The organism is Gordonia polyisoprenivorans NBRC 16320 = JCM 10675 (genome assembly GCF_000241325.1).
GTDB classification, from domain to species: Bacteria; Actinomycetota; Actinomycetes; order Mycobacteriales; family Mycobacteriaceae; genus Gordonia; species Gordonia polyisoprenivorans.
In genome coordinates this window covers 1-25,565 of sequence record NZ_BAEI01000043.1, presented here as the reverse complement: position 1 = coordinate 25,565, position 25,565 = coordinate 1, and the positions used below count along the sequence as shown (strand labels likewise).

Here is a 25,565-nt window from a genome sequence, read left to right as displayed (position 1 = left end):
GCCCCAGGCGCCGGGCCTCGAGACCTCGTGCGCCGGTGCTGGTTTCGGACCAGCGTCGGCTGTCGGTGGTCTCGAGGTTCCTCGCCCCAGGGGGCTCGTCACACCTCGACCATCGGACTAAAGTCCGCCCGGCTCGATCGTGGACCTAACCCACCACGATCCCCGCGACGAGGTTGATCGTCGTCGCCAGGATGACTGCTCCGAAGACGTAGGACAGCAAGCAGTGTCGTAGGGCCACCGACCGGATCTCGCGGTCGGAGACCGAGGTATCCGACACCTGATAGGTCATACCGAGGTTGTAGCTGAAGTAGAAGAAGTCGCGAAAGGCCGGCGGGTCGTCGGAGTTGAAGTCGATCCCGCCGGCTTTTCCCTTGGCGTAGTAGAGAAATGCGTATCGGGTTGCGTACATCAGGTGCAGACTCGCCCAGGACAGGAATACGCCCAGAAGGGCGATCGCCGCGGGTATCCAGTGGGCGTGCGATCCGCCGTCGATGAGTAGTCCGATGATCCCGCCGAGCGCCGAGAGCGCCGCGACCACCACGATCACCTCGTCGACGATGGGACGGAAGTCCTCCCGGCCCACGTGCGCTCGGGTGTCGGCGGCGCTCATGGGCCACAACGCCACCCAGCCGAGAAGGACGAAAACCCCGGCGGTCGTCGCGATTCCGGCGAGGACGCCATGCCCGGCATCCCGGGCGAGCAGGCCGACCCCGACCCCGAGGGCGGCGCCGCACAGCACCGATACCAGGACCCGGGGCGCAGCTGTGTTCGGAACGATGCGCATCACCCCACCATCTGTAGCATCACTGCGTCTACGCTGAGTGCCCAAGCGCCGGACGTCGCGCGTCCGGCACGCGACAGGAGAAGTGATGGCCCGGTCGACGTCGGGGGAGTCGGTACTCGAGCGCGCCGTACGGATCCTCGAGGTCTTCGACGCCGACCACATCACCGTCACCATCACCGACATCGCCGAACGCGCCGGACTTCCGTTGTCGACGGCGTCGCGCCTCGTCGACGACCTCGTCGGTCTCGGCTTGCTCCGGCGCGACGAGGGTCGTCGGGTCCGGATCGGGGTACGGCTGTGGGAGTTGGCGTCTCGGGCATCCCCGACGCTCGGGTTGCGGGAGGCGGCGATGCCGTTTCTGGAGGACGTGCACGCCATCGTCGGACACCACGTGCAACTCGGTGTGCTCGATGGCGCCGAGGTCTTGTTCGTCGAGCGCCTGTCGAGTCCCGGCGCGGTCATCAACGTGACACGCGTGGCCGGGCGGCTCTCGCTGCACGCGTCCTCGGCGGGCCTGGTGCTCCTTGCCCACGCGCCCGCCGGATTCCAGGAACGCGTGCTGAGCCGGACGCTACCGCGGTACACGGCGCAGACCATCGTCGATCCACGTCACCTGCGGGCGTTCTTGGCCGAGGTTCGACGCTCCGGCGTCGCGGTGTGCCCCGGTTTCATCCACGAGGATGCGACGGGGATCGCGGTGCCGATCCGCGATTCCAAAGACCTCGTGGTCGCGGCCATCTCGGTGGTGGTTCCCCGCGACGACCGGCCGACCAGCCACGTCGCGGTACTCCAGGCGGCGGCTCGAGGGATCGGTCGCGAACTGCGTCGCCCGATCGACCGGCGCTGACGGCGGTGGTAGCACTCCCATTCAATGGGAATCGTCTTGTGGGCGGTGTCGGCGATATCCAACCCTTGTGACCATGACCACATCACCGCACGCGTCGTCCACGCCGGTCCGTCTGGTGGCCGCAGCCGCCGCCGACGGCCTGGTGATGACCGTCGTCGCCGGCACGCCCGTCGCCGACGGCGTCGTCGAACTCACCCTGGCCGAGGCGCACGGACACCGACTTCCCGACTGGTCGCCCGGTTCACACATCGACGTCGTCCTACCCGGCGACATCATCCGGCAATACTCGCTGTGCGGAGATCGTTGGGACCCGTTCCACTACCGGATTGCGGTTCTGCGAGAACCCTTGTCACGTGGCGGTTCTCGATACATTCATGACCAGCTGGCGGTAGGAGACGCGCTGCCGATCGGCGGGCCGCGCAACAACTTCGCGCTGGTGCCCGCCGAGCGGTATCTCTTCGTCGCGGGTGGGATCGGCATCACCCCGATCCTGCCGATGTGCCGACAGGCAGACCTGCTGGGCATCGACTGGACGTTGATCTATGTCGGGCGGTCGCGACGCACCATGGCTTACCTGGACGACCTCGCCGACGATCCGCGGGTGCGGGTCCATGCCACCGACGAGGGGCCACGTCCCGACCTCGCCGCCGAATTGGACGCCGTCGGCGCCGGAACCACGATCTACTGCTGCGGGCCCGTCGAACTCACCGCGGCCGTCGTCGATTCCGGTGCGGCCCTGCCGGTTGGCGCTGTACGTGTCGAACACTTTGTTCCCAAAGAACTCTCGGCACCCGTGCGGAGCCGGCCGTTCGAGGTGGAGTTGCGTCGGTCGGGACAAACCGTCACCGTGCCCCCGGACCGGTCGATCCTCGAGGCCGTCTCCGACGCCGGGGTTGCGGTCCTGTCGTCGTGTCGCCAGGGCACGTGCGGCACCTGCGACACCGGCGTGCTCGACGGCCGTCCCGATCACCGCGATTCATTGTTGACCGATTCCGAACGAGAACAGAACGACTGCATGTTCATCTGCGTATCCCGTTCCTGCACCGACACACTCGTCCTCGACCTCTGAAGAGAAGACCATGACCACCGCCACCGACACCACCCGGACACACGCCCCACTCAGCGACGCCGACCCCTTCGGCCACGACATCCTCGAGTCGCCCGACGCCTTCCACGCCATGCTGCGCGACTCCGGTCCTGTGGTGTATCTGAACCGTTACGACCTGTATGCCATGGGGCGCTACGCCGAAGTGCATGCGGCGCTGACCGATTGGCAGGACTTCGAATCCGGCGCCGGCGTCGGACTGAGCAACTTCCGGCTCGAGAAGCCCTGGCGACCACCGAGCCTGTTGCTCGAAACCGATCCGCCGCACCACGATGCGCCCCGCGCCGTCCTCTCTGAGATCCTGAGTGTGCGGGCCCTGCGACGCTTACGCGATCTCTGGTGCGCCGATGCCGACGAGTTGGTGGCCGCACTCCCGGCGAACACGCCGATCGACGCAGTCCCGGAGATCGCCGAGGCGTTCCCGCTGCGCGTGTTCCCCGACGCGGTCGGGATCGGGGCGGACGGCCGGGAGAACCTGTTGCCCTACGGCGATCACTTGTTCAACTCCTTCGGCCCGCACAACGACCTCGTCGTCGCCGGTGAGCCCCGGATTGCCGCGGTGTCCGGCTGGGTCAACGAGCAATGCGGGCGAGACCGGTTGACGCCGGTCGGCCGCGATGGCCACGGCACCTTTGGTGCGCAGATCTGGGCTGCGGCCGATCGCGGTGACATCACCACCGATCAGGCGCCGACGATCGTGCGGTCGCTCCTCTCGGCCGGCGTCGACACCACCGTGCACGGGTTGGCCGCGGTCTTGCACGCCTTCGCGACCAACCCGGACCAGTGGGACCTGTTGCGCGCCAATCCCTCTCTCGCCCGTATCGCATTCGACGAGGCCGTGCGTGTCGAGGCCCCGGTGCAGACCTTCTTCCGTACCGCCACCCGCGACATCCTGGTCGGCGACGTTCTGATCCCCGAGGGCAAGAAGATCCTGATGTTCCTCGGATCGGCCAATCGCGATCCGCGTCACTGGGACAACCCCGACGCCTTCGACATCACCCGCAACCCGTCCGGTCACGTCGGATTCGGGATGGGCATTCACCAGTGCGTCGGGCAGCACGTCGCGCGCCTGGAAGCCGAGGCCGTCCTGACCGCCCTTGCGCGCCGTTTCCGACGCATCGAACTCACCGCCACGCCGCGTCGACACCACAACAACACGCTGCGCGCGTGGGGATCGTTGCCGCTGTCGTTCCTTTGTTGAGGCTCAATCGATCAGGTAACACCGACCCATGTCGATGAGCTGGTCCACCAACTGCTCGTCGCCGATCGGAGCCAGGAATTCCGGTCCGTAAGCCACCCGTATGGCCAATGTGGAGAACAGACTGTGAAAGTAGGTTCGCGTCCGGGATTCCGCAGACACACTGGGTGACGCCCCGCAGATCGCAACGACGAAGAGGTCGGCCAGCTCGCCGACGTAGCGTGCACCCCGTCGATTGACCTCCGAGTGTGCGCCGGACACAAGCACGATTGCGCCGAGGAAGCGGTCGAACTCTCGGAAGATTCCGGCGAGTGTATTGACCGCCTCGGTGATCCTCTCCGCTGGATTCAGTTGGGTCCATCGGTCGTCGGAGTAGGCGTCCTGCGCGGCGCGAGCGCGTGCGAGCCCGTGCTCGTACACCGCCAAGAACAACGCATCTTTGGTATCGACGCGGGCGTAGATCGCGCGCGGTGGAATCGAAGCACGTTCGCACACCGCGGCGATGGTGAACGCGTCGTAACCACCTTCCTCGAGGATCGCCACACCCGCGTCCAGTGCGCGCGTCCACGATTCGCGGCTTCGTCGTTGGACGGGAGGCCGGACGGCCAGTGGATCGCTCTCGTCGGTGGAGGTGTCGGACGTGCTCATGATGGCATTCTCGCCGATTGTCGAAGCCGCCGGCGACAGCACTCGCGACATGGGCTGGGTCAAGTCTTGACACGAGCGTGACACCGGACACATACTCCTAACCGTAGCGCACGCTACGGTTAGGAGGCGGTGAGATGTTGGTCGTGATATCCCGAGGGTTGATTCGCAGTGAGCGGCGTGACGATTTCGTGGCAGCGGCACAAGAGATGGCGATGGCGACCCGAGATGATCAAGGCTGCAGACAGTACGCATTCTGTGCCGACATCGAGGACCCGCGATGGATTGTCTGCGTGGAGATCTGGGACGACGACGCCGCCTTGGACGCCCACATGGGTCATCCGCACACCGCGAGATTCCTGGACAGTATTGCCGACTCGCATATCGGCGATATCGAAATGCATTGTTATACAGCAACACTCAACCAACAGTAATGGTCCTGGCCAGTTGACCATGGCTGGCAAGGGCTGTTCACGCATCAGGAGAAGAGACATGAGTACATCGCATTCCCGAGCACGGGGCCGTGTCGCGGTGATAGGTGCCGGTCCGGCCGGAATGGCCACCGCGCTGTCGGTTCATCAGGCCGGCCACGAGGTCGTCTTGTTCGAGCGATATCGCGAAGCGAGGCCCGCCGGCAACATCCTGAACCTGTGGCCGGCGCCGATCAAGGCTCTCGGCTTGATGGGCGTCGACACGCACGATCTCGGGGCGCCGTGTCGCACCGAAGTCCGTTCGGCGGGCGGCCACCTTCGGGCGTCGGTCCGACTGCCCCAGAGCGTGATCGATCAGTACGGCGGTGGCTTCATCGGGCTGCTTCGGCCCGAGTTGTATCGCAGGTTGGTGGCCACTCTGCCGTCCGGTGTGCTGCAAGTCGATCGCCAAGTCGAGAGCTTCGACCAGGACGCCGATGGAGTGCTCCTGCACATGGCGGACGGCGAGGCCGTCGAGGCTGATCTGGTGGTGGGCGCTGACGGGATCGATTCCATGGTTCGCCAGACACTATGGGGTTTGACACCGAAGCGAAAGCACAACCTACACATCATCGGCGGCTACACCTTTGATCATCCGGCGAGTGCAGTCCGCGGGCTCTGCGTGATGAGTCACAGCCGACGTGTGCAGGGGAGTTGGACGTCGATCCGCCACGAGGGTCGCGACGGCTATCAGTGGTGGGTCCTCGAAGCGCACGAGGACAACGGCGATGAACTCGGTCGGAGCCTGGCCGAACACGCAGCTGAACTGGCGAGTGAATTCGCTGCGCCACTACCGGAACTCGTGGCGGCTACTGCACCGGAAGCGATGCAACGGTGGATCCTTCGGGACCGCAAGCCCATTCCTCAGTGGTCGAAGGGCAGAGCCACACTCGTCGGCGACGCAGCGCACGCGACGTCACCCTATGCCGCGTACGGCGCGGGTATGGCGACGGAGGACGGGTACTTCCTCGGTCGGCGCTTGGCAGGCATCGATCTGGCCGATCCGATTGCGCTCGGTGAAGCGTTGACAGCATTCGAGGCCCCACGCAAGCGACACACCGCCCGTCAGGTCCAACTTGCGTGGGCGCTCGGTAAGGTGTTCCACCACACCCCGACGCCCCTGCAGCCGGTACGTGATGCGGCATTCAACCGAACCCCCCTGCTCCAGAAAGTGATCGGCGAGCAGTCGCCCAAGGAGATCGTTGCGCAGATCGACGAGATCGACGCTGCCGAAAAGGCCTTCGTCGAAGCCATCGGAGTCTGACGGCGGTCCGTCATCCGCCGCACACCTCGTCGACCGCCGCAACGATGATCTCCCGCAAGAACTGATGCTCGGGCTCGTGATCGTGAATGGGATGCCACCACATGGCCTGCACGAGTGGTTCCAACGGAATCGGCGACGCTCGTCTGATCAAACGAGGATGTGTTGTGCCACTGCGCATCAGGGACGGTGCCAAGGCGATCCGGTCGCTGCCCACGAGTAACGAGGGGACGGTCAGGAATGCCTCGGTGACCACTTGCGCCTGCGGTTCGATACCGAGCATGCGCAGCTGTCGCGCGGCCGGGGTCGATGCAGAACTGTCGTGGTAGATGAGCACCCACGGAAGAGTTTTCAGATGCTCGACGGTGAGATCTGCATCGGACAGCGGGTGCTCGGCATCCATCAAGATCACCCACTCGTCTCGATAGAGTTCCTTGTTGGGGAGGTCTGAGACGAACCCGTGCGGCATCAGCATCACGTCGCGTTCGGTCAGTACCTGCTCTGCCCGCACCACCTGATCGGGAGTTGTGGGCAGGATGCGCACCCGGGCGTGCGGTGCGCGGTCGAGTAGTCGGGCGACAAGGGCCTCTCCGAGTAGTTCGGTTGTGTAATCGCTTGTCAGGATCGTGAATTCGCGGATGGTGTCCGACACGTCGAAACCCGCACGACTGTTGAAGACGCGTTCGACCCCCTCGAGGGCCAGTCGCGTACGTGGCCGCAGATCGGCGGCCAGTGGAGTCAACCGATAGTGTGCGCCGCTGCGATAAAGGAGTTCATCGGCGAAGTGTCGTCGAAGCTTGCGCAGATTCGCCGATACGGCAGGTTGTGTGACGCCGAGCTGATCGGCGGCTCGCGTCACGCTCCGATGTTGCAACACCGCGTCGAGCGTGACCAAGAGGTTGAGGTCCAGGTTGGCCAGTGCACGAGGTGGTGTGACCGTCGGGGGTGGCGTGGTCATCGCGACTTCTTTCACGTAGGTGTCGGGGTCAGTCAATCATAAACACTGCTTATGTCGACTATCACCAACGTCATCTTCTCTTATTGTGAGCCAGACCGCACCCTTGGAGTCAGGGCAGTTCCCGTCACCAGCCCCGCGATCCTCAGGAGAAGCACCCATGGTTCACCACTCAGCGACCGGCCGACCCGCGAGCTCGGTTCTCGTCACCGGTTCCGGGATCGCCGGAACGGCCGTCGCCATCTTGCTCGCACGTTCGGGTGTTGCGGTCGATCTGGTCGAGGCGCGAAGCCGCGACCATGCAACCGGATCAGGAATCACTTTGCAGGGCAACGCACTACGAGTACTCAGGCAACTCGGGGTATGGCCGGAGATCGAGAAGCACGGCTGGGGTTTCGACGCCCTCGGTATCCGTGCCGCCGACGCGCACGGCACGCTCCTTGCCCAGATGGATGATGCCAAGACCGGCGGACCTGACTTGCCCGCGACGATGGGCATGGAACGTCCGGTACTCGCTCAGATCCTGCGGGACGCGGCCGACCTGGCCGGGGTGAAATCCAGATTCGCGACCACCGTCACCGCATTCACCCAGGACGCCACCGGAGTCGACGTCGACTTCTCCGACGGCTCCCGCAGCCGCTACGACGTGATGATCGGCGCAGACGGCGTCCGGTCGTCAACGCGTGAGGCTCTCGGTATCGAGTTGGAGACCACGCCGACCGGCATGGGCATCTGGCGCGTGCTCTGCTCGCGCCCCACGTCGATCACCCACACCGACCTCTTCTACGGCGGCGTCGGGTACATCGCCGGCTACTGCCCGACCGGCCCGGACTCGATGTATGCCTACATCGTCGAAGACGCGCAGGATCGCAGTGGCCTCACCGACGACCAAAGGTTGCAGGTGATGCGATCGCTGGCCGAGCATTATCACGGACCGTGGGACGACATCCGTGAACTCATCGACGATCCGACCCGCATCAACTACACCTGGTTCGAATCGCATCTACTCGACGGTCCGTGGAACGTCGGACGAGTCGTTCTCATCGGCGACGCCGCCCACGTCTGCCCGCCCACCCTCGCTCAAGGCGGTGCCCAAGCCCTCGAGGACGCCGCAGTCCTCGCCGAACTCCTCACCTCCGAGCCTGTCGGCGACGATCTGTGGGCCGCCTTTCACGAGCGGCGGGCCGGCCGGGCGGCCGCAGTCGTCGCCGCCTCGCTCCAACTCGGCCGATGGATGCTCGACCACGAACCAGAACCCGATGTCCCGGCACTCATGGGCCGGATCGCTGACCTGGTCAGCACTCCTGCCTGAATCAGATCTGTACACAAGGAAAGAACACGATGACCGACTACGCCTTCACACACCTCCGGCACGTCGCCCTGGCGGTACCCGACTACGACAAGCAACTCGCGTTCTACACCGACCAGTGGGGCCTATCCGTCGCGGGTACCGACGGTGACCTCACCTATCTCGCCGCCGAAGGGTCCCCAGAACCCTACGTTGTCCGAATCCGCAAGGACTCCGACAAACGCCTCGATCTGATCTCCTATGGGGCGGCCGATTCAGCGGCGGTCGACGCGCTCGCCGGCAGGCTCGCCGCCACCGGTGTCCACCTCGTCCACGAACCCACCGACATGCAAACACCCGGCGGCGGTTACGGATTCCGGTTCTTCGACAACGAGGGCCGCACCATCGAGGTGTCCGCCGACGTCGCTCCCCGGGAGCACCGCAAGATCGAGGAGGGCGAGTCCGTCCCGGTCAAGCTCTCCCACGTCGTCGTGAACAGCGCCGACCCGGAGGCGACCGTCGCCTTCTACGAAAAGCACTTCGGGTTCAAGGTGTCCGACGTCCTGATGCATCCGCGCATGGGACAGATGATGTGGTTCCTGCGTACCAACAACTGGCATCACTCGATGGCGGTCGCTCGCGGACCACACCCTGCGCTGCACCACGCTTCCTTCGAACTCCGAGGCCTCGACGAGTACATGCGCGGTACCGGCCGCATGCTGCGCGCGGGTATCGAGAAGATCTGGGGTCCCGGTCGACATATGGCCGGCAACAACACCTTCTCGTACTTCCTCGATCCCAACGGCAACACGATGGAATACACCACAGAACTCGAAGTCCTCGAGGAAGATACGTGGCATCCGCACATCTACGACTTCTCCGACCCGGCCGTCACCGACCAGTGGGGAACAGCGAATGCGATGAACGAGTTCGTCGCCGCCAAGTCGTTCAACGATCCGGACAAGGGCATGTACGTTGCCCCGCCCGTCTGACCTCGACGATCCGAAAGAGGCGTCATCATGCGATTTGCCACCATCCGGCTACCCGACGGCCGTCCGAGTGCAGCCGTACTGGACGGCGAGAACGTCCATCCGATAACGGGTTTCACCGTCCTCGAGCTGATTCGCCGGGGACTGCCCGACGCGCTGGCGATCGGTGCGGACGCGATCGCGCACAGTGCGCCGGCCGCAACGTATGAGTTGCAGGCGCCACTGCGTCCGCCGACGATCCGGGACTTCGTCACTTTTGAGGAGCACGTCGAGGGCGTGCGCACCTCCGTGCAGGGAGAGTCCGGGGTACCCGACGCCTGGTATGAGGCACCGCACTTCTATTTCACCAATCCGCACACCATCAGCGGGCCCGGGGCGTCGATACCGGTACCGCATGGTTGTCGTGCATTGGATTTCGAGCTCGAGGTGGCAGCAGTCATCGGCCTCGCCGGTTCGGATCTCACCGTCGAGGCCGCCGGCGACCACCTCTTCGGATACACCATTCTCAACGACTGGTCGGCACGCGATCTGCAGCGTCGGGAGATGGAGGTGGGTCTCGGCCCGGCCAAGGGCAAGGACTTCGCCAACACTCTCGGGCCCGTTCTGGTCACCGCCGACGAACTCGCCGACCGCATCGATGACGAGGGATTTCTGGCCCTGGAATGTACGGTTGCGGTCAACGGGGTGCAGGTCGGGCGAGATGTGTTGTCCAACATGGGCTGGACCTTTCCCGCAATGATCGCCTACGCCTCTCGCGACTCGCGCATCGAGCCCGGCGACCTGCTCGGTTCGGGGACCGTCGGCAACGGAGGTTGCCTGGCCGAACGATGGGGACGACGCGGGCAACAGGACCCGGCCCCGCTGCGTCCCGGCGACACCGTGACACTGAGCGTCGAGGGTATCGGGTCGCTGACCAACACCGTCGGCGAGCAGAAGGCGTCGGTCCCCGTGGTTCCGGCGGCGAGGAGAAGGGCCGACCGCGGTGCACTCCGCGAAAAGTACTGCGTCACCAGCGATGCACCGGGAGTCCGATCGTGACGGCTCTCGTGATCGTCACCGGTGCCGCAGGCGGCATCGGTGCCGCCGTCACCGATGCACTGAGACGCAGCGGGGTGCAGGTGATCGCGCTGGACGCCACTGTCGACACGACCCGAGACGTGCTCGAATTCGACGTCACCGACCGAGAGCGATGGCGAGCCCTCGCCGCAGATCTGGCAGTCCGCGGAGACACCGTCCGCGGTCTGGCGAACTGCGCCGGAATCACACGCCGTGCCCGCCTTCTGGACGCCGACTCCGCGGACATGATCGACGTGTATCAGGTCAACGTTCTCGGCCCCTTGCTCGCACTGCAGGAGTTGCGCCCGGTGTTCGCCGATCAGGCGTCGGTGGTCAACGTCGGATCGATCGCCGCCACAACCGCGCACTATCCGGTGGCCTACACCACCAGCAAATGGGCGCTGCGCGGACTGACCCACACCGCGGCTCTCGAATTGGGTCCCAGCGGTATTCGTGTGAACATGGTGAACCCGGGGTTCATCGATACCCCGATGACGGCATCGGCACCGGTCGCGTTCCGAGAAGCCTCGGTCGCCGAAACGCCGTTGGGGCGCACCGGAAAACCCAACGAGGTCGCCGCCGTGATCGAATTCCTGCTCGACGACGCCGCAGCCTACATCAATGGCGCCGAGATACCCGTCGACGGCGGCGCCACCTCCCATGGCGGCGTCAAGTCGATCTCCGACGCACTCGCCGCATCATCATCCACTCCCGTCAGCACAGGAACACCATGACCCTCGACGACACCCACCCGGCCCGCACGCTCATCGAACGGGACGACCCCGAGGGCAGCATCGCAGCCGCTGCCGCCCGCTGCTCCAACTGGGGCCGGTGGGGTGAACACGACGTCCTCGGCACCCTCAATCACATCGATGACGCCAAACGCGCCCAGGCTGCCGGTCTGGTCCGACGGGGCAAAGCCTTCAGTCTCTCACTGCAATTCAACATGGACGGACCGCAGAAGGGCTGGCGGCGGAGGACCAACCCGATCCACACCATGCTCGACACGGGCACCGACGCCGAAGCCGGCATCCAAGGCTTTCCCCACGGTCTCGGCGGCGCCGACGACGTCGTCACCATGCCGTTGCAGTGCTCGACCCAATGGGATGGGTTGGGGCACATCTTCGATCACGGTCGGGCCTGGAACGGACGGCCCGCCGGCCAGGTCGTCACCGCGCTCGGCGATCAGGTCACCGGCATCGAAACCGTTGCGGCTGAGATCATCAGCCGCGGGATCTTGCTCGACGTCGGACGTGTCATCGGCACCGACGGCGAACTCGCCGACGGCTTTGCCGTCACGGTGGACCACCTCGAACAGACCATGCAGGCACACGGGTTGGCCGGTCGGGTGGGCACCGGCGACATCGTGCTGGTACGCACCGGACAACTCGCACGTGCCAAGCGGGCGGGGTGGAATGACTACGCCGGGGGCGCGGCGCCGGGGCTGTCGTTCACCACCGCGGACTGGCTGCATCGCACCGAGATCGCCGCGATCGCCACCGACACCTGGGGATTCGAGGTGCGCCCCAATGAATTCGACGAAGCCTTCCAGCCGCTGCACCAGGTGGCCATCCCCAACATGGGGCTGTTCCTCGGCGAGATGTGGGACCTCGACGAACTCGCCGCGGACTGCGCGCGCGACGGCATCTACGAGTTCTTTCTCGTCGCCGCACCGTTGCCGGTCACCGGTGCCGTGGGCGCACCGGTCAATCCGATCGCGGTCAAGTGACCGGGGTCGAAGGTCGCCTCGTCGGCAAGGTCGCCGTCATCACCGGAACGGCAAGTGGCCAGGGGCGGGAGGCCGCACTGCGTTTCGCGGACGAGGGGGCACTGGTGTACGGGTGTGACATCGAGCCGCATTCCGCGCAGCAGACTGTCGACATGGTCACTGCGGCCGGTGGCCGGATGATCAGTGCGCACCCCGTCGATCTCACCGACGAGGACGCCGTGGCCACCTGGATCGACACCATCGGCGCGTGCCATGGCCGAATCGATGTGCTGTACACCAACGCCGGGATGACGACGTTCGCCCCGGTGTCGGAGATCGCCTTGAGCGAATGGCATTTCGTGATGCGACACGAGATCGACCTCGTCTTCTTGCCTGTTCGCGCGGCATGGAAGTACTTGTGCGCGTCGGGGAATGCCTCGATCATCCTGGTCGGTTCGACCGCCGGGGTCACCGGGTCTCTCACCAATTCCCGACTCGCACACACGGCGTCGAAGGGAGCCGTGGTGGCGATGACCAAACAGCTCGCCGCCGAGGGTTCCCACCATCAGGTCCGCGCGAACTGTATCAGCCCGGGCATGATCCGCACCCCGCAATCCGAAGCGACCCTGCTCGACGACGACCATCCGATGCGCACCATCGAATCGTCAATACCACTGGGACGCTTGGGTACACCGGCCGACGTGGTGAACTACGCGGTGTTCCTCGCCTCCGACGAATCCGGCTACATCACCGGAACCAACCTGATGGTCGACGGCGGATGGTCCGCCGTCCTGCCCGGCTGACCCGAACCACCCACGAAAGGTAACCGATATGTTCGAATACTTCACCGGACACAATTATGTCTGGAACTTCGCCGTCGTCGGCGCACTCAACAGTGGCGGCCGGATCGACGAGGTCGACCGCGCCTGCCGACCCCTTCGCGACGTCGCGTCGACCAACGAGGACCTCGGTACCGTCGATTTTCTGAATTCGTGGACCGCGATGGTCGATCGACTCGTCGTCGAGGCCGATGAGGATGCGGCACAAGGACACACCAGGACAGCTGGGCAGGCGTACGCCCGGGCAGCCAACTATCTGATCACCGCGGAGCGGATGCAGCAGGCGGGCACACCGGAACGTGAGGCAACCTACCAACGCTGCCTCGACCTCATGGAACGTTCCTTCGAGCTCAATGACCCGCTGACCCGGCGGGTGACCATCCCGTTCGGCGACACCACGCTGCCGGCCTACTACACCAAGCCCGTGGACGTCGACGGGCCGATGCCGGTGATGATCATGTGGAACGGCCTGGACTCCACCAAAGAGCACCAATACCTTTCCGGCCACAATCATGAACTGGCCGCTCGCGGCATCGCGACGCTGATGGTCGACTGTCCCGGGTCGGGTGAAGCGTTGCGCAAGCAGGGACTCACCGCGCAGAGCAACACCGAAGAGTGGGCGGCGGCCTGCATCGACTTCCTGGAGGCCGACCCCGACATCGACAGTGCCCGTATCGGTGTCGTCGGGTGGTCGCTCGGCGGTTACTACGCGCCGCGGGCGGCCGCGTTCGAGAAGAGACTTGCACTGTGTGTTGCGTGGGGAGCGAACCACAACTGGGGCCAGGTGCAGCGTCGTCGCGTCGACCGTGAGGGCGAGCGTCCGGTACCCCACTATTGGGATCACGTGATGTGGGTGTGGGGTGAGACCGACCTCGAGGACTTCCTGACCATGGCCGACAACATCCACCTCGACGGAGTCGTCGAGAAGATCACGGTGCCGTTCCTGATCGCCCACGGTGCCAACGACCGCCAGATCCCGGTGGAACTCGCGCAACGGTCCTACGATCAGGCCGTCAACAGCCCGCGTCGCGATCTGCGCATCTTCACCCCCGAGGAGGGCGGAGCCGAACACATCGGCCTCGACGATCTCGGTCACGTCAGCAGCTTCGTCGCCGATTGGGTGGCGGACCGATTCGGCGAGATGGCCGTCGATCGGAGCGCGCCGGTGGCCGCGGTCGCTCTCGGCTGACACCGACCCCACCCACCTGACCAACCCGCCCGGACCACCCGGCACCCTGGAGGGCATGTCCACCTGGGAGCTCGTCGCCGTCCTCGTTGCTGGAGTGGGGGCGGGCGCCATCAACGCACTCGTCGGCAGCGGCACGCTGATCACCTTCCCCACCCTCGTGTCGTTCGGGGTGCCGCCGGTGACGGCCACGATCTCCAACGCGATCGGTCTGGTCGCCGGCGGCGTGTCGGGAACCTGGGGCTACCGCCGCGAACTGCAGGGACAGTGGCCACGGCTGCGCTGGCAGATGCCCGGCTCCTTCCTCGGCGCACTGCTGGGGTGCTTCCTGCTCCTGCATCTGCCGGAGACGGTGTTCGAGAAGGTCGTGCCGGTCCTGTTGGTCGGGGCGCTGATCCTGGTCGTCGCCGGACCACGCATCCAGCGATGGTCGCTGAGCCGATCCGGGATCCTCGGCCATACCGGAGCCGTGACCGAGGCGTTTCCGCTGAGCCCCACCAGGATCGCCGCGATGACCACGGCGACCTTCCTTGTCGGCATCTACGGCGGGTACTTCACTGCCGCGCAGGGCATCTTGCTGATCGGGGCGCTCGGCGTGATCGCCCCCGACGACCTCCAGCGCCTCAACGCCGCCAAGAACCTGCTCTCGCTGATCGTGAATGTGGTTGCGGCGGTGACCTACACGATCGTGGCCTTCGATCGCATCGACTGGACCGCGGCCGGGTTGATCGCCGTCGGGTCGCTGGTCGGTGGGGTCCTCGGCGCCCGATACGGGCGCCGGCTCCCGCCGACGGCGTTGCGGATCCTCATCGTCGTGGTCGGGCTGATCGGGCTGTGGCGACTGTTGGCCTGAGCCCGTTCTGCAGCAGTCTGTTCCGCAGCAGTCTGTTCCCCTGCGCCGCGATCCGGCGTAGCGTCATCCGAGATTGTGTTCGACGAGACGAAGGTGAGTGACGACGATGTCCGCAGTGATCGTGGTGGCAACGATTTCCCCGCAACCCGGTAAGGAAGAGGAGGTCCGTGCGGCCATCCTCACCGCCATCGACAAGGTGCACCAGGAACCGGGCTGCGAGCTGTACGCACTGCACCAGTCGGCGACCGGCAACGAGTTCGTGATGATCGAGAAGTGGGAATCCGCCGACGCGCTCAAGGTCCACGGCGGCGCCCCCGCATTGACCGAACTCGGAGCCGCGATCGGCGGATTGCTGGCCGGCCCGCTGGACGTCAAAACCTTCACCGCAGTGCCCGCGGGTGATGCGGACAAGGGCGCTCTCTGATCAGGTTCCGCTGACCGCCCCGACGGCGCCCGGCTTTTCGCCGACAGCGCTCTGTAGACCGCCGACAGCGCCCGTCAGAGCGCTCTCGACGCCCAGTTGGGCGCTGTCGGCGTTGTGACGGGCGCTGTCGGCGGGTTTCGGACACTCAGTCGCGGGCTGGGACCCGGTCCTCGGCCGCTTCATCGATCACTGCCTCGGTTTGCACGATCTCGGTTTGCACGATGGCGAATTCCGACGAGCCGGCCTCAGCGTCACGCGCCGCGCGTGCGCGCAACCCCAACACCGAGTGTCGACGACCGTAGAGGGCGTAGACGACGATCCCGACGAGCATCCACACCACGAAACGAATCCAGGTCTCGACGGACAGATTGATCATCAGCCAGCCGCAGGCCACGATCGCGACGATCGGCACGAACGGGCTGCCGGGCACCCGGAATCCGCGTTTGAGATCGGGGCGGGTCTTGCGCAGGACGAGGACGCCGGCGCACACCAGGATGAAGGCGAACAGGGTGCCGATGTTGACCATCTGCTCCAGGGTCTCGATGGGGAACACCGCGGCGATCACGGCGACGACGACACCCACGATCATGGTGATACGCACCGGGTTCCCGGATTTGTTGGTGGTGCCCCACGACCGCGGGATCAGGCCGTCGCGCGACATCGCGAACAGGACTCGGGTCTGCCCGAGCATCATCACCATGACGACGGTCGTCAGACCGGCGAGCGCACCGACGTTGATGGCGGTCTCGGCCCACGTCACCCCATGTGCCTCGAAAGCCGTTGCCAGGGTCGCGCTTCCGTCGCCGACCAGCGGGCTGCCGGTGCGTAACTGCTGGTAGCTCACCATGCCGGTCAGCACGATGGTGACCGCCACGTACAGCACGGTGACGATCGCCAGCGAGCCGAGAATGCCACGCGGGATGGACTTCTGCGGGTTCTTGGTCTCCTCGGCGGTGGTCGCCACGACGTCGAATCCGATGAACGCGAAGAACAGTAGGCTCGCCGCCGCCAGCAGGCCGTACCACCCGTAGTTGCTGCCGTCGGATCCGCTCAGCATGGCGAACAACGTCTGGTGCAGACCCGACGCCCCGCTTGTGTTCGGTTCGGCGGCAGGCACATACGGATGGTAGTTGTCGGTGTTGATGAAGAACGCGCCGACGATGATCACCAGCAGCACGACAGCCACCTTGATGGCGGTGATGATGGTGGACACACGCGACGAGAGTTTCACGCCGAAGGCAAGAGTCAACGTGATCGCCCCGATGATCAGCACCGCGCCCCAGTCGGCCTTGAACCCGCCGATGGCGACGGTGGTCGACGTGCCGATGAAGTCGGCGAGGTAGAGTGACCACCCCTTGGCCACCACCGAACTGGCCAAGGCGAATTCGAGAATCAGGTCCCAGCCGATGATCCATGCGATGAACTCGCCGAAGGTGGCGTAGGAGAACGTGTAGGCGCTGCCGGCGACGGGCACCGTGGACGCGAACTCCGCGTAGCACAGGGCAGCCAGCCCGCAGGCGACCGCCGCGAGGACGAAGGCCAACGAGACCGACGGTCCGGCCAGGTCGCCCGCGGTGCGGGCGGTGAGCGTGAAGATGCCTGCGCCGATGACCACGGCGACGCCGAAGGCGGTCAGGTCACGTGTCGTCAGATCCTTGCGCAACTTGCTGCGCGGTTCATCGGTCTCGGCGATCGATTGCTCGACGGATTTTGTCCGCCATATCCCGGTTCCGGGCATGGGTGTCTCCTCACAGCGGGTTCGCTACGCGCAGAGCGCATCTGGCTACCGACCCCAGGGGTGGGCTGTCGGGGCGGGGCATGCGGGGTCACCGCGTGCGCTGTTGCCCGGTCTCGTCGGACAGTCGGAGGTCGGTAGTGCCGTTCATGCAAGCAGTGTGACGTGGGACACGTCGAGAGGATTCGTCGAATCCGCTCGCGAACGCAAAAGATTCAACGCAGCCGGATGATCAGCGCATATTCTTTGCGCTCACCGATGCCACGAGCCGAGCACGATCATGGTCTTCGTGCCGGTGGCCTTGCCACCGCGGCGTAGGTGATTGATCACCTGCTGGAGGTGGCTGTGGTCGCGTGCGCGCACCTTGACGAGCATGTCTGGATCGCCCGCGATCGTGTAGACGGCCTCGACCTCCGGAATGCGCGTCATCTCCGCCATCATCTCGTCGGGTTGCGATGTCCCGACGTAACGGACCTCGGTGAAGGCCTCCACGGGGCGGCCCAGCGCGGCCTGATCGATGGTGGCGGTGAATCCGGTGATGACGTTCTGGGCACGTAGCCGGTCGACGCGACGTTTGGTCGCGGCCACCGACAGATTCACCCGTGACGACAGATCGGAGAAGGTGGCGCGACCGTCGTCGGACAGCAGTGCCAGCAGCTGAAGATCCACGTCGTCGAGCTCGACCATGCGCAATAATTTATCGCAGTGGGGGCATTAGTGACAAAGATTTGCGTTGTGAGCGATAGTTCACGCCAAGTCCTTGTGGGCCTGTTGTCTGGCTCACTACCGTCCTGCGCCATGACCACAGCATCTTCGGCAGACATCCTCGACGACTTCTCCAACCGCGATTTCGAGCAGATCGTGCTCTGCCGCGATCCCGAGGCCGGCCTTGAATCGGTTATCGCCGTGCATGATACGACCCTCGGCCCATCGCTCGGCGGTGTGCGTATGCGCGCCTACCCCACACAAGCCGACGCGATCGCCGACGCGATGAACCTCGCGCAGGCGATGACCTACAAGGCGGCACTGGCCGGGTTGCCGCTCGGTGGCGGCAAGAGTGTGATCAACGTCGATCCCCGCGTGGCCAACCGTGACGAGATCCTGGTCGCCCACGCGAAATACATTGCCGCCCTGGGTGGCCGTTACATCCCCGGCGTCGACATGGGCACCTCGGTGCGTGACCTCGAGCTGATCGGACGACATGTCGACGTGGTGTCCAGCCAGCGCGGCGACCCCTCGTGCTTCACCGCCCGCGGGGTGGTCCGCAGTATCGAGGTCGCATTGGAGGCGTGCGATCGGTCCGTCGACGGAACACGTGTCGCCATCCAGGGCCTGGGCAACGTCGGTCTGCACGCCGCGCGCATGCTGGCCGGCGCCGGGGCCCAGGTGTTCGCCGCCGACATCGATCCACAGCGTGTACGCGGTGCCGTGGACGAGATCGGCATCACCGCAGTCGATCTCGACGAGATCCTGCTCTCCGACGTCGACGTCGTCGCACCATGCGCCGGTGGCGGGGTGATCGACGAGCGGGTGATCGCCGGGATGCGCGCCTCGATCCTGGTGGGAGCCGCCAACAACATGCTCGCCCATTCGGCGCTCGCACGGGACCTGCGTGACAGGGGCATCGTCCACGTCCCCGACTTCGTCGCCAACGCCGGCGGGCTGCTCGCCGTCGAAGCCGAGATCCACGACCGGGAGCAAGGGCTGGAAGGCCGGGTCGACGCCATCGCCGACACCGCCCGCGACATCCTTTCTCGCGCAGCCTCGACCGATACCGACAGTGTGAGCGTCGCCCTCGCGATGGCCATCGAGATCGTCGAGGGCAAGCGGAAGTACCGGCCGTACTTCGCCTCGACCATCGAAAGAATTCACACGGCGGGCTCCTCGCACGGTGGTCGAGGTGCCGACGAGCGCTAGCGAGGAGGCCTCGAGACCTCCGGTGCCGATCAGTATCCGGTGCGTAGGGCAGGAAAACAGCACCGGTGCAGCCGGTCTCGAGACTCGGCGCACTCGCCTCACACCTCGACCATCGGGGGATCGGAGGTGCCCCGAGTCCCGTTCCGGTGGCCGACGTGCACGTCCAGCCGTGAGTCTGGTTATGTCGATGTCAGAGGTGCAAGCCATGTGACCTCGGAAAGGACTCGCCATGACTCCCGCGCATGATGCCGAAGCAGTACAGATCTCCGTCGAGTCGGGTTCGGTGACGATCATCGGCGACCGATGGGGCTCGCCCGGAGACTCGGCACCGATCGTCATGCTCCACGGTGGCGGTCAGACCAGGCATTCGTGGGATCGGAGCGCGAAAGCGCTGGCCGAGCAGGGGCGCGAGGTGTACACCTTCGATTCCCGGGGGCATGGTGACAGTTCGTGGGCGCCCGATGGCAACTATGCGCTCGACGGCTTTGTCGACGATCTTGTCGCGATACTCGCCACCCTGCCGGCCAAGCCGGTGCTGATCGGCGCGTCGCTGGGCGGGATCACGAGCCTGTGCGTGGCCGGCGAGCATCCCGACCTCGCCTCGGCGCTGGTGATGGTGGATGTGGTCGTCGACGTCGAACCCGAGGGGATCGACCGGATCAAGACGTTCATGACCGACCACATCGACGGCTTCGCGTCGCTGGAGGAGGTCGCCGACGCGATCGCCGCCTACAACCCGACACGTCGACGCCCCAAGAATCTCGACGGGCTGCGCAAGAACGTCCGGCTGCATGAGGACGGCCGCTGGTACTGGCACTGGGACCCGGCTTTCATCGCCTCCGACGACGACGAGCCGCGCCGGCACACCGATCCGGCTCGACTCACCGCGGCGGCACGCCAGGTTACTATCCCCACCCTGATCGTGCGCGGCGGAAAGTCGGACGTGGTCAGTGATTCCGGAATCGCGTCCATGAAAGCCCTTGTCCCGCAAGCGGAGATCGCCGACGTCAGTGCGGCGGGGCATATGGTCGCCGGTGACGATAATCAGGTGTTCGCCGGGGCGATCGAGGAGTTCCTGGTGCGGCACTCTCTGTGAGAGCGGTTACGCGCCGGATCAAGGAAGCCGATCCTATTCCGCTGCAGGCGTATCCGCTCCCAATTGCGCCGCCGGACCGGTGAAGTAGTGTTCGCCGTCGAACGACGCCGGATGTCCGGCCGCGAGGTAGGTCCCGAGGCCGGCCTGAGTGAGTTCGGCAAACAGCGGGTTGTCGGTGAGTGCTCCCGATCTGACCACCTCGTCGAAGCTGCGGTAGCGCTGCGAGAGCACCGACGACCCGTCGAGAGCGGTGGCCGCCTCATCGGTGGAGTGTTCGGCGAACCACTTGCCGAACAACGCATTCAGCACGCTGCGATGGGTGTAGCGGTCGGCTTCACAGGAGAAGTCCGCGTCGAGCGCCTGCTCAAGCGAGGCGATGACGGACTCGGTTCCGGTGATACGAACCAGATCCCGGAAATGTCGCGGTGTCAGTGCGACGAGCATGAAGCGGTCGCCGTCGGCGGTGACGACGTCGGTACCGTAGGTGCCGTACACGTCGTTGCCGGTCGCCGGGCGTGAGTGTGCGTTGACCTGCGGTTCGGTCAGATAGCCCAGGGTGCTGGCGATCGACAGTGCGGTGTCCTCCAACGGCAGGCGGATCGACGCGCCCTGGCCGGTCTGCTCGCGCCGACGCACCGCGGCGGTGACGGCCAGCGCCGCATAAAGGCCGCAGACCACATCCCAGGCGGGTAGCACGTGATTGACGGGGCCGTCATGGTCGACGGGGCCGGTGATCTGTGGAAATCCCAGCCCCGCATTGACGGTGTAGTCGACGGCGGGGGAGCCGTCGGAACCGCCGAGCAGCTCCAGGAGGATGACGTCGGGGCGGAGCCCGGCAAGGGTGTTGTGGCTCATCCACTCCCGGCCGCCGGAGTTGGTGACGAGAATGCCGCCGCCGGGACCGGATTCGGTGACGAGGCGTTGGACCAGCCGCTGACCTTCGGCAGAACGCAGATCGGCGGTGACCGACTTCTTGCCCTTGTTGAGACCCGTCCAGTAGATGGAGGTGGTGCCGTCGTCGGTGAGCGGCCAACGATTCACGTCGGCGGCGCCGCCGATCGGATCGACCCGGATGACCTCTGCGCCCAGTTGCGAGAGGGTCAGCCCACACAGAGGGGAGGCGACAAAGCTCGATACCTCGACCACTCGAATACCGGCGAGTGGCCGGGAATGTTCGGTCGGCATGTCACACCGCCTCGACGGAAACGCGTCGTAACCGGTTGCTGCTCATGTCACATGAACCGTCCGCCGGTGACCTCCATGACCGTGCCGGTCATGTAGGAGGACAGGTGAGTCGCGAGAAACAGTGCGACCGTGGCGACCTCGCTGACCTCACCGGCCCGTCCCATCGGGATTTCTGCCATCTTCTGATCCCACGCCTTCTGCGGCATCGCCTCGGTCATCGCCGAGCGGATGAGTCCCGGCTGGATGGCGTTGACCCGTACCCCATGGTGCGCAAGCTCTTTCGCGGCAGCCTTGGTCATGCCGACGATGCCGGCCTTGGCTGCCGAATAGTTGGTCTGTCCGACCATGCCGACCTTGCCCGACAGGGACGAGAGGTTGACGATGGCGCCGCTCTTGCGTTCGCGCATGATCGCCGCCGCCTTGCGGGTGCCGTTCCAGGTGCCCTTGAGGTGGACGTTGATGACCTGGTCGAATTGCTCTTCGGTCATGTTGCGCATGGTGGCGTCCCGGGTGATGCCCGCGTTGTTGACCATCACGTCGACGGGTCCGAAATGTTCTGCCGCAGCTGCGAGTAGCGCGTCCACGTCGTCGCCGCGGGTCACGTCGCACGCCACGCCGACGGCCATACCGGCTCCGCCGAGTTCGGTGGCGGCTTTCTGCGCGGCCTCGGCATTGATGTCACCGATGACGACGTGGGCGCCTTCATCGACGAACAACTGCGCGATGGCGAAGCCGATACCCTGTGCGGCACCGGTGATCACGGCGGTCTGGTCCTTCAAGAGCGGTCCGGGCATGGCGATCCTGTCATGTGAGTGTGCTGGGATGACGTGGGTGTGGCGAGCTATTTGCTCGCGGCGCGAATGAGGTTGCCGCCGATGATGAGTCGCTGGATCTCGCTGGTGCCTTCGTAAAGCCGGAGCAGGCGGACGTCGCGGTAGATCCGCTCCACCGGAACCTCGCGCATGTAACCGGTGCCGCCGTGGACCTGCACCGCGAGATCGGCGACCTTGCCGACCATCTCGGTGCAGTAGAGCTTGGCCACCGATGGTGCGGTCCGTCGGTCCTCGCCGGTGACGTATTTGAGCGCGGCGTCACGTACGAGTGCGCGCCCGGCCATCACCCCGGTCTGCTGGTCGGCGAGCATGGCCTGCACCAATTGGAAAGAGCCGATGGGCTTTCCGCCCTGGGTGGCATTGGCCGCGTACTCAACCGACTCATCGAGGGCACGTTGTGCCTGCCCGACCGCGAGCGCAGCGATATGCACCCGACCTCGCGCCAGGGAGGTCATCGCGGCGCGATATCCGGTCTCCTCATCACCGCCGACGAGCGCCGAAGTGGGCACACGCACGCCGTCGAAGCTGACGTCGGCGGTCCACGCCCCCTCCTGGCCCATCTTCTTGTCCTTGACTCCGACCTCGACCCCTGGGGTGTCGGCAGGAACCAGGAATACGGCAATACCTGTGTTCTTGCCTTCTGCGGACTGTTCTGATTCAGCCCGCTCGCTTCGCTCCCGGCGCTGGGTTCTGGCGAACACGACGAACAGGTCGGCGATCGGTGCGTTGGTGATGAAACGCTTCTGCCCGTCGATCACCCACTGGTCGCCGTCGAGCGTCGCCTTGGTGCGCAGGCCGGCGGGATTCGAGCCGGCGCCGGGCTCGGTGAGAGCGAAGGAGGCGACGACGTCGCCGGAAGCGATGCGCTCGAGCCACTCCTTCTTCTGCTCGTCGGTCCCGAAGTTCACCAACACCTGCCCGGCGATGCCGTTGTTGGTGCCGAACATCGACCGCAGAGCGAGCGTCGTGTAGCCGAACTCCATCGCCAGCTCGACGTCCTGGGTGAGATCGAGGCCGAGGCCACCCCATTCCTCGGGGATCGCGTACCCGAACAGGCCCATCTCGGCTGCTTGGGCGCGCAGGTCGTCGGGGATGGCGTTGGTCTCGGCGATCTCGTTCTCGCGCGGCACGACCTTGGTGCGGATGAAGTCGTGGACCACCGAGCGGATCTGCTCGAAGTCGTCCGCGCTGACGGCGGGAGTGTGCTGCTGTGCGGGTGGAGCCATACGATCGAAATTATCAAATCTGTGAGGCTGTGCCAACCATCCGAGCTATATGTCCAGGCTATGGCTTGCATAGCGGGTGAGTGATAGTTGAGTTTGATAATCTCTGCGCGTTGATGCGAGTCGAGGAGGCAGTGGTGGCACAGCCCGTGGGTGGTCGATCGGTCGAGGCGGCATCGTCGGTGCTCAAGCAGATCGCGGCCCAGGAGATCCGCCGCATGGTCTTCGCCGGCGAGATGCGGCCGGGAACCAAGGTCGATCAGGATGCGGTCGCCGAATCTCTCGGGATGAGCAAACTGCCGGTGCGTGAGGCGCTGATCTCACTCAGCGGGGAGGGGATCATCGAGACGATTCCGCGGCGCGGCGCCTTTGTGGCCGACCTGTCCCGCGAGGACATTCGCGATCACTACTGGATGCTCGGCGTGATCTCCGGGCTGGCCGCCGAACGTGCGTCGGCGACTCTGTCCGACGCCGACCTCGACGAGCTGCGTGTGTTGGCGACCGAGATGGAGGAGACGACCGATCTCCTCGAGATCGAGCGCCTCAACTTCCGCTTTCATCGGCTGATCAACCTCGGCACCCGCTCACGGCGCCTGATCGCCGAGCTCAAACTCCTCAGTGGGGCAATCCCATCCGGCTTCTTCGACTCCCACCCGGACTCGGTCGCGTCGTCCTTGCGGGATCATCGCGAGATCGTCGATGCACTCGCCGGCCGCTCGCCGGGTATGGCGCGCACGTTGACCGAAGGCCACTTCCTCCGCGGCGGTCATCGTGCGGTGGCACTCCTGGAGGAGCGCGGGTTCTGGAGGTGAGTGAACCGTCCCCACGGTGGTAAGGGCGCTCTTCCGCCTTCCCGTCGAGCCCTTTCCGATCGGTGGTCGAGGTGCGAGGCGCCCCAGGCGCCGAGCCGTTCATCGGTGGTCGAGGTGCGAGGCGCCCCAGGCGCCGAGCCTCGAGACCGAGCCGAACCGACGCTGGAACCCAACGAAGACTCACCCGAAAAAACTTTCGACAACCTCTCGCCAACCCGACAAACCCGGCATACACTCGAACACAACAACACACAAACACGTGTTCGCTATCGCCAGGGGGGTGACAATCATGGTCGACACCGCGTTACCCGACGTGTCCGGTTTGTCGACCACCCAGAAACTCGCCCTCGCCCACCGCGTGGTTGATTCGCTGGCCACCGATGATTTGACCGGGCTGTCCAACGACGACCTGGTCACCGTCGCCCAGTCCACCGAACAGTTGATCACCCGCATCACCGTCCAAGGTGATCGGCAGATCGTGGAATTCTCCGACCGCCATTTGGCCCGCGAATACGGGTTCGGGTCGATCACCGACGCCATGATCGGCTTGTTGCGTGTGTCGGAACCGTGGCGGCGGTGGAAACAACTGAAAGCGACCGCCACCTTCCACACCTTTACCGGTGAGGTCGCCGCCCCCAAGTATCCGGCGTTGGCCGAAGCGATGGCGTCTGGGGCGGCCGGCTCGTCGCATGCGGCGGTGGTGATCGACGTGCTGGACCGCATCCCCGCGGCAGTGCCGTTCGACGAGAAAATGTCGGCCGAGGAGACGATGGCCCGCTACGCCCGCACCCACACCCCCTCCGATCTCCGGATTTTGGGGGCACGGGTGTTGGCGCACCTCGACCCCGACGGCCAACTGACCGACGACACCGACCGGCAACGCCGCCGGCAGATCCGCATCGGCCGCCAAGACGCCCAAAAAATGAGCGGCCTGTCCGGGCAGATGACCCCCACCCTCACCGCGCACCTCGAAGCAGTACTCGCCGCGTGGGCAGCCCCAGGAATGAACAACCCCGCCGACCCCGACTCCCCCACCGGCAGTCGGGAAGACGCCGACCCCGAACAGGTGGCGGCCGCGGCGGCCCGCGATCATCGCGATCAAGTGCAACGCAACCATGATGCGTTGGAAGCAGTCCTACGCGCCGGACTGGATGCC

26 protein-coding genes are annotated in these 25,565 nt (G+C 65.4%); 18 read left to right on the top strand and 8 right to left on the bottom strand.

What is annotated here, in order from left to right:
- Window positions 1–145 precede the first annotated feature (145 nt).
- Window positions 146–784 carry a DUF1345 domain-containing protein gene (locus tag GOPIP_RS11755; protein WP_006369869.1) on the bottom strand — a complete coding sequence of 213 codons (639 nt, stop codon included), beginning with the start codon at window positions 782–784 and terminating at the stop codon, window positions 146–148.
- An 85-nt stretch (window positions 785–869) separates the two neighbouring features.
- Between GOPIP_RS11755 and GOPIP_RS11750 the strand changes: the two genes are divergently transcribed.
- From GOPIP_RS11750 to GOPIP_RS11740, 3 genes are all read left to right on the top strand, one after another.
- Complete coding sequence (locus GOPIP_RS11750) at window positions 870–1,631, top strand: IclR family transcriptional regulator (RefSeq protein ID WP_006369868.1); 762 nt, start codon at window positions 870–872, stop codon at window positions 1,629–1,631.
- A gap of 73 nt (window positions 1,632–1,704) precedes the next feature.
- Window positions 1,705–2,700 carry a PDR/VanB family oxidoreductase gene (locus GOPIP_RS11745; RefSeq protein WP_006369867.1) on the top strand — a complete coding sequence of 332 codons (996 nt, stop codon included), beginning with the start codon at window positions 1,705–1,707 and terminating at the stop codon, window positions 2,698–2,700.
- Window positions 2,701–2,710: 10 nt separating this feature from the next.
- Window positions 2,711–3,937 carry a cytochrome P450 gene (locus GOPIP_RS11740; protein ID WP_006369866.1) on the top strand — a complete coding sequence of 409 codons (1,227 nt, stop codon included), beginning with the start codon at window positions 2,711–2,713 and terminating at the stop codon, window positions 3,935–3,937.
- Between the two features lie 3 nt (window positions 3,938–3,940).
- On the opposite strand, the gene GOPIP_RS11735 is transcribed toward GOPIP_RS11740, so the two are convergent.
- On the bottom strand, window positions 3,941–4,582 hold the full coding sequence (locus tag GOPIP_RS11735; RefSeq protein WP_006369865.1) for a TetR/AcrR family transcriptional regulator: 642 nt from the start codon (window positions 4,580–4,582) through the stop codon (window positions 3,941–3,943).
- A 134-nt stretch (window positions 4,583–4,716) separates the two neighbouring features.
- Here GOPIP_RS11735 and GOPIP_RS11730 point away from each other — a divergent pair, with 134 nt between their 5' ends.
- Together GOPIP_RS11730 and GOPIP_RS11725 are read left to right on the top strand one after the other, a co-directional pair.
- A complete protein-coding gene (locus GOPIP_RS11730) occupies window positions 4,717–5,013 on the top strand; it encodes a putative quinol monooxygenase (protein WP_006369864.1) in 297 nt (98 codons plus the stop codon).
- Window positions 5,014–5,071: 58 nt separating this feature from the next.
- Window positions 5,072–6,313: an FAD-dependent oxidoreductase gene (locus GOPIP_RS11725; RefSeq protein WP_006369863.1), complete on the top strand. Its 1,242-nt coding sequence runs from the start codon at window positions 5,072–5,074 to the stop codon at window positions 6,311–6,313.
- A 10-nt stretch (window positions 6,314–6,323) separates the two neighbouring features.
- Here GOPIP_RS11725 and GOPIP_RS11720 read toward each other — a convergent pair whose 3' ends face one another.
- Window positions 6,324–7,268: a LysR family transcriptional regulator gene (locus GOPIP_RS11720; RefSeq protein WP_006369862.1), complete on the bottom strand. Its 945-nt coding sequence runs from the start codon at window positions 7,266–7,268 to the stop codon at window positions 6,324–6,326.
- 157 nt (window positions 7,269–7,425) lie between these two features.
- Here GOPIP_RS11720 and GOPIP_RS11715 point away from each other — a divergent pair, with 157 nt between their 5' ends.
- The 9 genes from GOPIP_RS11715 (at window position 7,426) to GOPIP_RS11675 (ending at window position 15,608) form a co-directional block, all read left to right on the top strand.
- The gene (locus GOPIP_RS11715; protein ID WP_006369861.1) at window positions 7,426–8,577 is read left to right on the top strand and encodes an FAD-dependent monooxygenase; all 1,152 of its coding nucleotides are present in this window, start codon (window positions 7,426–7,428) and stop codon (window positions 8,575–8,577) included.
- Between the two features lie 29 nt (window positions 8,578–8,606).
- Window positions 8,607–9,545 carry a VOC family protein gene (locus tag GOPIP_RS11710; protein WP_006369860.1) on the top strand — a complete coding sequence of 313 codons (939 nt, stop codon included), beginning with the start codon at window positions 8,607–8,609 and terminating at the stop codon, window positions 9,543–9,545.
- A gap of 27 nt (window positions 9,546–9,572) precedes the next feature.
- Window positions 9,573–10,580, top strand: a complete 1,008-nt coding sequence (locus GOPIP_RS11705; RefSeq protein WP_006369859.1) for a fumarylacetoacetate hydrolase family protein — start codon at window positions 9,573–9,575, stop codon at window positions 10,578–10,580.
- Window positions 10,577–11,332, top strand: a complete 756-nt coding sequence (locus tag GOPIP_RS11700) for an SDR family NAD(P)-dependent oxidoreductase (protein WP_006369858.1) — start codon at window positions 10,577–10,579, stop codon at window positions 11,330–11,332. The genes GOPIP_RS11705 and GOPIP_RS11700 overlap by 4 nt, the downstream gene beginning before the upstream one ends.
- Window positions 11,329–12,327 carry a cyclase family protein gene (locus tag GOPIP_RS11695; protein WP_006369857.1) on the top strand — a complete coding sequence of 333 codons (999 nt, stop codon included), beginning with the start codon at window positions 11,329–11,331 and terminating at the stop codon, window positions 12,325–12,327. Before GOPIP_RS11700 ends, GOPIP_RS11695 begins: the two co-directional genes overlap by 4 nt.
- Window positions 12,324–13,109: an SDR family NAD(P)-dependent oxidoreductase gene (locus GOPIP_RS11690; protein ID WP_006369856.1), complete on the top strand. Its 786-nt coding sequence runs from the start codon at window positions 12,324–12,326 to the stop codon at window positions 13,107–13,109. Before GOPIP_RS11695 ends, GOPIP_RS11690 begins: the two co-directional genes overlap by 4 nt.
- Before the next feature lie 28 nt (window positions 13,110–13,137).
- A complete protein-coding gene (locus GOPIP_RS11685) occupies window positions 13,138–14,334 on the top strand; it encodes an alpha/beta hydrolase family protein (RefSeq protein ID WP_006369855.1) in 1,197 nt (398 codons plus the stop codon).
- A gap of 55 nt (window positions 14,335–14,389) precedes the next feature.
- The gene (locus GOPIP_RS11680; protein ID WP_006369854.1) at window positions 14,390–15,184 is read left to right on the top strand and encodes a sulfite exporter TauE/SafE family protein; all 795 of its coding nucleotides are present in this window, start codon (window positions 14,390–14,392) and stop codon (window positions 15,182–15,184) included.
- 106 nt (window positions 15,185–15,290) lie between these two features.
- Window positions 15,291–15,608, top strand: a complete 318-nt coding sequence (locus GOPIP_RS11675) for a putative quinol monooxygenase (protein ID WP_006369853.1) — start codon at window positions 15,291–15,293, stop codon at window positions 15,606–15,608.
- Window positions 15,609–15,753: 145 nt separating this feature from the next.
- Here GOPIP_RS11675 and GOPIP_RS11670 read toward each other — a convergent pair whose 3' ends face one another.
- The gene (locus GOPIP_RS11670) at window positions 15,754–17,346 is read right to left on the bottom strand and encodes an APC family permease (RefSeq protein WP_006369852.1); all 1,593 of its coding nucleotides are present in this window, start codon (window positions 17,344–17,346) and stop codon (window positions 15,754–15,756) included.
- A gap of 249 nt (window positions 17,347–17,595) precedes the next feature.
- Entirely contained in the window at window positions 17,596–18,030 is a 435-nt protein-coding gene (locus GOPIP_RS11665) for an Lrp/AsnC family transcriptional regulator (RefSeq protein ID WP_006369851.1), read from the bottom strand.
- A gap of 111 nt (window positions 18,031–18,141) precedes the next feature.
- On the opposite strand from GOPIP_RS11665, the gene GOPIP_RS11660 reads away from it, so the two are divergent.
- A complete protein-coding gene (locus GOPIP_RS11660; protein WP_006369850.1) occupies window positions 18,142–19,260 on the top strand; it encodes a Glu/Leu/Phe/Val dehydrogenase dimerization domain-containing protein in 1,119 nt (372 codons plus the stop codon).
- Between the two features lie 229 nt (window positions 19,261–19,489).
- Window positions 19,490–20,356, top strand: a complete 867-nt coding sequence (locus GOPIP_RS11655; protein WP_006369849.1) for an alpha/beta fold hydrolase — start codon at window positions 19,490–19,492, stop codon at window positions 20,354–20,356.
- A gap of 33 nt (window positions 20,357–20,389) precedes the next feature.
- On the opposite strand, the gene GOPIP_RS11650 is transcribed toward GOPIP_RS11655, so the two are convergent.
- Genes GOPIP_RS11650 through GOPIP_RS11640 form a run of 3 tightly spaced genes read right to left on the bottom strand, consistent with a single transcriptional unit; the run spans window position 20,390 to window position 23,600 of the window.
- Window positions 20,390–21,541, bottom strand: coding sequence for a CoA transferase (locus GOPIP_RS11650; protein WP_035727809.1), 1,152 nt, complete (start codon window positions 21,539–21,541; stop codon window positions 20,390–20,392).
- Window positions 21,542–21,588: 47 nt separating this feature from the next.
- Entirely contained in the window at window positions 21,589–22,335 is a 747-nt protein-coding gene (fabG, locus tag GOPIP_RS11645; protein WP_006369847.1) for a 3-oxoacyl-ACP reductase FabG, read from the bottom strand.
- Window positions 22,336–22,382: 47 nt separating this feature from the next.
- A complete protein-coding gene (locus tag GOPIP_RS11640) occupies window positions 22,383–23,600 on the bottom strand; it encodes an acyl-CoA dehydrogenase family protein (protein WP_006369846.1) in 1,218 nt (405 codons plus the stop codon).
- Between the two features lie 113 nt (window positions 23,601–23,713).
- Here GOPIP_RS11640 and GOPIP_RS11635 point away from each other — a divergent pair, with 113 nt between their 5' ends.
- Window positions 23,714–24,409 (top strand): GntR family transcriptional regulator, encoded by a 696-nt coding sequence (locus tag GOPIP_RS11635; RefSeq protein ID WP_020169835.1) that lies wholly within the window; start codon window positions 23,714–23,716, stop codon window positions 24,407–24,409.
- 289 nt (window positions 24,410–24,698) lie between these two features.
- The coding region (locus GOPIP_RS11630; protein WP_006369844.1) for a DUF222 domain-containing protein at window positions 24,699–25,565 on the top strand (867 nt) is incomplete at its 3' end.